The sequence below is a fragment of the Vibrio sp. 10N.261.46.E11 genome (genome assembly GCF_041472735.1).
GTDB lineage: Bacteria > Pseudomonadota > Gammaproteobacteria > Enterobacterales > Vibrionaceae > Vibrio.
In genome coordinates, this window is sequence record NZ_JBFRQW010000072.1 from 1 (window position 1) to 5,852 (window position 5,852).

The window sequence follows — 5,852 nt, forward strand, 5'->3', positions numbered from 1 at the left end:
GCGATTGTGATACCGCGCTCGCGCTCTTCTGGAGCGTTATCGATAGATGCGAAATCTTTAGCAACACCGCCGTACACTTTTGCAAGTGTAGTACAGATAGCAGCAGTTAGAGTTGTTTTACCGTGGTCAACGTGGCCGATAGTACCAACGTTTACGTGCGGTTTCGTACGTTCAAATTTTTCTTTAGACATGGGGTGTCCCTCTAGGTACGGATTAGGTGGCTTAAAATAAGACCACGCAACCAAAAAAATGGTTTTCTTTATTAAAGGAGAAGAAGCTTTTGACTGGTGCTAATACCCAGAGTCGAACTGGGGACCTCACCCTTACCAAGGGTGCGCTCTACCGACTGAGCTATATCAGCACACAAAATGAGTTGGAGCGTGCAGCGGGAATCGAACCCGCATCATCAGCTTGGAAGGCTGAGGTAATAGCCATTATACGATGCACGCAACACGTAACTCTGTTTGAGCTATTTAACCTTTAGAATATGGTGGAGGGAGACGGATTCGAACCATCGAAGGCAGTGCCGGCAGATTTACAGTCTGCTCCCTTTGGCCACTCGGGAACCCCTCCAAATTTTGAGCTTTCTCTCGCTTACCTTAAAGAAAGGGAGAAAGTGGTGCCGACTACCGGAATCGAACTGGTGACCTACTGATTACAAGTCAGTTGCTCTACCTACTGAGCTAAGTCGGCACAAGTGGGGCGCATTTTATTGAATGATTTTCCACCTTGCAATAGTAAATTGAAAAAAAGTGAAAAATTCTCCTATGAAATTCCTAGATACGGCTATTTAGCTCAAGGTTTCTGCCTTTAACCCACATCTAGTACAGGAAGATATTTTATTTATCTATCGCTTGATGTATTTTCCATGCACTTGTTTTGTTATCCACTATAGAGTTTATATGAGCCCATTTATGTCATTTGACCGCGAACGTTGGTCTGAGCTAAGGAATTTAGTTCCGATGACACTTTCTGAGAGCGACTTAAAAGAGCTTCAAGGCATCAATGAAAAGCTCACAATGGAGGAAGCCGTTGAGATCTACCTGCCGCTCTCTCGCCTATTAAATCTCTATGTGGCAGCCAGACAGAATAGAAACTCAGTACTCCATCAATTCCTGGATAAAAACGAGAAAGCACCACCTTTTATCATCGGTATTGCTGGAAGTGTCGCTGTGGGCAAAAGTACAACTGCACGACTGCTTAAAGCCCTACTTTCTCGCTGGGAGAACCACCCAAAAGTTGAGCTAGTCACAACCGATGGCTTCTTATACCCTAATGAGGTGTTAGAAGAAAAAAGATTGATGAGTAAAAAGGGCTTTCCGGAGTCTTACGATATTAAGCGTTTAGTGAACTTTGTTTCGGATGTAAAAGCATGCAAGAGAAATGTCACGGCTCCCGTGTACTCGCATCTTACGTACAACATTACTGATGACGTTAAGTGTGTCGACCTACCAGATGTGCTTATTATTGAAGGGCTTAATGTCTTACAGAGTGGCATGAACTACCCACACGAACCGCATCGTGTGTTTATTTCAGACTTCCTTGATTTCTCACTCTATGTTGATGCTGACAGCCAGCAAATCAAAGAATGGTACATCAATCGTTTTATGAAGTTTCGCGATGGCGCGTTTACTAAACCTGGCTCGTACTTTAGTCATTACACAAAATTATCGAACCAAGCGGCACTGGATAAAGCGGAAGGTATCTGGAGTTCAATTAATGGCTTGAACCTAGAACAAAATATCCTTCCTACACGAGAAAGGGCTCACTTGATTCTACGTAAAGGCGCAGATCATATGGTTGAAGAAGTATTACTAAGAAAATAGTAACGCCTTAATCGCCTTTTCTTAGCGATATCTCTCCACCGATATAGCTCTCGATACCATTCTCAGTTTTGAGTAATACAGCACCTTGTTCATCGATACCTTGAACAACACCTTCAATTTCTCTAGGTCCAATGATCAACCTAACATTGCGACCTAAGAAATTATCAAAGCGATTCCAACGCTCTACAAAATTCGACATCCCTTTCAACTCATAATCAACAAGAGACTTATCCCAGGCATTGATCAGAGCCTGCGCTAACTGATTGCGATCGGGCACCTTCCCATCACACACTTCTTTAAGAGAAGTCCACGGTTGGCCAATACCTGACGTTGTTGGATCCATGGATAAGTTTAGCCCTAAACCAATCACAATATGAGCAGCGCCACCAGACTGTCCTGACAGCTCTACCAAGATACCGGCAAGCTTCTTGTCATTGTGGTAAAGGTCGTTCGGCCATTTGAGCTTTATACCTGCTACGCCCATCTCTTCCAAAGCCTCAACAACAGCTACACCAACCACAAGGCTCAAGCCCATCGCGGCAGCCATCCCTGCGTCGAGTCTCCAATACATTGAAAGGTAGAGATTTGCACCGAATGGCGATACCCACTCTCGTCCGCGACGTCCACGCCCCGCAGCTTGATATTCAGCAATACAGACAGAACCCGGTTCGAGGGTGTTAGTACGCTCTAATAGGTGTTGGTTTGTAGAACCTATGATTGGAATCAGTTCAAGAGAAGCATCTCGACTAACAACAGACAATTTGTCTTCGTTAAGCATATCTAAACGGCTAGCTAACTTGTAACCCTTGCCTTGTACTCGGTAGATATCTAAACCCCACCCTTGAATGCCTTTAATGTGCTTACTGATAGCCGCTCGTGATACACCAATCATTTCACCTAGATCTTCACCTGAATGGAACTCACCGTCAGCAAGACATCTCAATAGTGCAAGCTTGGTACTGTGTTCTCTCATGCCAATGACTCCAAAGCCTTGTCTAGGTTTGTCTCGCAGTCTCGTCCCATAAAACGTACTTCATGTTCCAGTCGAATATCGAATTTATTCAAGACAGACTGACGTACTCGCTCTGCAAGCTTAAGGATATCCACAGCAGAAGCCTTATCATAATTGATGATAACTAATGCTTGGTTTGGGTGAACTTGAGCGCCGCCTTCTGTCACGCCTTTGAACTGGCATTGATCAATCAACCAGCCTGCAGCGACTTTGATCATGTCATTGCTCTCATAGCCTACAATGTTTGGGGATAGAGCGAACAGGCGATCAAAATGATCTTTGGTGATCACAGGGTTTTTGAAGAAGCTGCCCGCATTACCTTGGACTCTAGGGTCTGGCAACTTACTTGAACGGATAATGCATACTTCATCAAATATAGTACGAGGAGAGAGCGTATCGGCTGCTAGGCTTTTTAACGGGCCATAGTGATTGCATGGCTCCCACTCTTTCGGCAACGTTAAACCAATCGCAACAACAATCGCTTTATCGTAGAGAGCGTGCTTGAAAATAGAATCTCGGTAACCAAAGAGACACTCTTCTTTGCTCAATCGCTTAACTGTATAAGTATCCAGACACAGGATATCGACATACTCGCATACGTCTTGTAGCTCAACACCATACGCACCAATATTTTGAATCGGAGCCGAACCTGAACAGCCCGGTATCATTGCTAGATTTTCTAGACCACCCAGCCCCTTATCCACACTCCACTCAACCAAGCTTGGCCAATCTTCGCCCCCACTAACATGAAGTAGGTGATGACTGTCCGTCTCGGTCAATTCAATCCCGGATAATTTATTCACTATGACCAGACCAGCGAAGTGCTCAGTAAAAAGCATATTACTGCCTTTACCCAGTATTAACTTAGGTAAGGCTGACCATTTAGGGTCTCTGTAAACGGAAATTAATTCTTCGATAGTGGTGACTTCGACCAACGCATCACACGTCTGATCGATGGAAAAAGTATGAACATTTTTTAAACTAGCATTGAGATGGAATTGCATGGCGATATTCAATTAACTTACACTGCGGTCATTCTACAGCAGATAAACCAATGGCGCAGTGACTGAATGAACAATGTCATCATTACTCAATTAGACCCAGTAAAGGTTCCCCTAGTTAAACGTTTCTATAAAGAACATTATCCAACGGGAAAAGCGAACAAGAGTGAACTGATCTATTCGTTATTACTAGATAACGAGCTTTGTGGTGTCGTGCGTTTTCGCACCATTGAAGATAATCGCTTACTCACCGGTATGGCGATATCAAAACAACATCGTGGTAAGCGATTAGGCTCCCAACTTATGGATTATTGTGAACAGCACACGCTAACGAAAAACGATTACTGCTTTGCATACGCTCATCTCACCAATTTTTACGCGCGCCACCAATTCGTACAAATAGCCCCCAAAAATCTGCCTAATGCTCTAAGAGTTTTGTACGAGCGCTATTCGAATAGCGGAAAAGATCTCATTCCTATGCATTATCAGCAAAATTGTTAGAGAATGCCTCGATCATCTAGTATTTGGGTCTATCCCTTTGGTAAAATTCAAGGTTCGCAATTTTGCATATTTTTAAGGTAAAACAGTCAATATGATTGCCAGTAGGAATCCATTCATACAGTTGCCAACCATAGCGCAGAATCCTGACAAGTTTGAAGTACTACTATCAGCGCAAGAGTTTAGAGCTCGCTTACTTGATGAGATATCTCGCGCAACAACTCGTATTAGTTTAGTCGCTTTGTATCTTGAAGATGATGAGGCTGGCCGTGAGATCCTAACTGCCTTATATGAAGCAAAGCAAAAGAATCCAGAATTAGACGTGAGCGTGTGTGTCGATTGGCACCGTGCGCAACGTGGATTGATAGGCGCAGAGTCTTCTGAAGGCAATGCTGCAATGTATAAAGAGTTCGCAGAAAAATATCAGTACTCTGTTCCTGTCTATGGCATCCCTGTCCGCGGTAAAGAAGTCTTTGGCGTATTGCACTTAAAGGGATTTATCGTCGATGACAGTGTGATATACAGCGGTGCAAGCCTTAACAATATCTACCTGAACTACCATGACCGCTATCGCTTTGATCGCTACCATGTTTTAAACAACCCAGCGCTTGCTGATACGATGTTTACCTACGTACACGAACAGATGGTCTCGGACAGCGCTGTTTATGACCTGGCAGATAAGAACAAGCCTGCGACCAAAGAACTGAAACCAGCGATTCGTCAGTTTCGTGCATCATTAGCAAGATCTCAGTATCAATTCGAAGGGCAAGAGGTTTCACCAGAGCAAGTAGCCGTAACTCCATTAGTCGGGATTGGTAAACGACGTAACCGTCTAAATCAGGGTATCAATCAACTTGTCGCTCAAGCTAAAGATGAAATTTTTATCTGCACACCTTACTTCAACTTCCCACCGAGCCTAGCTAAAGAAGTGAAGAAAGCACTTAAGCGTGGCGTAAAGGTCAGCATTGTTGTTGGCGATAAGACAGCGAATGATTTCTTTATCTCACCAGAAGAAGAGTTTAAGACAATTGGTGGATTGCCTTACTTATACGAATTGAACCTGCGTCGATTCGCTAAAGCGAATGAAGCTCATATTGCTAGCCGCAATCTATCAATTCGACTTTGGCAACACGATTCCAACAGCTTCCACCTAAAGGGTATTTGGGTAGATAAGCGCTACATGCTACTAACAGGTAATAACCTAAACCCTCGCGCATGGAAGCTGGATCTAGAGAACGGTATCTTTATCCAAGATAACTACCATCACCTAACAGATAAGTTCCAAGCTGAAGTAGATAATATCCTTCAACACACTCAACTTATTTGTACCTATAAGCAATTGGACAAGGTAGAGAGCTACCCGATGGAAGTTCAAAAGTTGATTCGTAAAATCACTCGTGTGAAAGCCGATAGAGTGCTTAAACAAATACTTTAGTCGATGTATTCGAAATACTATTTATCAACGCCTAGCAAACGCTAGGCGTTTTTGTATCTACGAGATAGCGAGATAGCGAG

At 43.6% G+C, this 5,852-nt stretch carries 6 protein-coding genes and 4 tRNA genes; 3 read left to right on the forward strand and 7 right to left on the reverse strand.

Translation table 11 applies throughout. The features are described 5' to 3' along the window. The 5 genes from AB4407_RS19385 to AB4407_RS19405 all read right to left on the reverse strand — a co-directional run. The coding region (locus AB4407_RS19385) for a GTP-binding protein (RefSeq protein WP_241905392.1) at window positions 1-191 on the reverse strand (191 nt) is incomplete at its 3' end. A 94-nt stretch (window positions 192-285) separates the two neighbouring features. Further along, window positions 286-361, reverse strand: a tRNA-Thr gene (locus AB4407_RS19390). A gap of 13 nt (window positions 362-374) precedes the next feature. Further along, window positions 375-449 (reverse strand) — tRNA-Gly (locus AB4407_RS19395). A 39-nt stretch (window positions 450-488) separates the two neighbouring features. After that, a tRNA-Tyr gene (locus tag AB4407_RS19400) sits at window positions 489-573 on the reverse strand. Window positions 574-617: 44 nt separating this feature from the next. Then, window positions 618-693 (reverse strand) — tRNA-Thr (locus AB4407_RS19405). A gap of 209 nt (window positions 694-902) precedes the next feature. On the opposite strand from AB4407_RS19405, the gene coaA reads away from it, so the two are divergent. Beyond that, complete coding sequence (coaA, locus tag AB4407_RS19410) at window positions 903-1,826, forward strand: type I pantothenate kinase (protein WP_372121687.1); 924 nt, start codon at window positions 903-905, stop codon at window positions 1,824-1,826. 7 nt (window positions 1,827-1,833) lie between these two features. Here the strand turns inward: coaA and birA are convergent, their stop codons facing one another. Together birA and murB are read right to left on the reverse strand one after the other, a co-directional pair. Next, window positions 1,834-2,799: a bifunctional biotin--[acetyl-CoA-carboxylase] ligase/biotin operon repressor BirA gene (gene birA / locus AB4407_RS19415; protein WP_372121688.1), complete on the reverse strand. Its 966-nt coding sequence runs from the start codon at window positions 2,797-2,799 to the stop codon at window positions 1,834-1,836. Beyond that, a complete protein-coding gene (murB, locus tag AB4407_RS19420; RefSeq protein ID WP_372121689.1) occupies window positions 2,796-3,842 on the reverse strand; it encodes a UDP-N-acetylmuramate dehydrogenase in 1,047 nt (348 codons plus the stop codon). Before murB ends, birA begins: the two co-directional genes overlap by 4 nt. Before the next feature lie 66 nt (window positions 3,843-3,908). On the opposite strand from murB, the gene AB4407_RS19425 reads away from it, so the two are divergent. Next, entirely contained in the window at window positions 3,909-4,340 is a 432-nt protein-coding gene (locus tag AB4407_RS19425; RefSeq protein WP_372121690.1) for a GNAT family N-acetyltransferase, read from the forward strand. Between the two features lie 91 nt (window positions 4,341-4,431). Beyond that, window positions 4,432-5,772, forward strand: coding sequence for a CDP-diacylglycerol--serine O-phosphatidyltransferase (gene pssA, locus AB4407_RS19430; RefSeq protein ID WP_372121691.1), 1,341 nt, complete (start codon window positions 4,432-4,434; stop codon window positions 5,770-5,772). Window positions 5,773-5,852 lie beyond the last annotated feature (80 nt).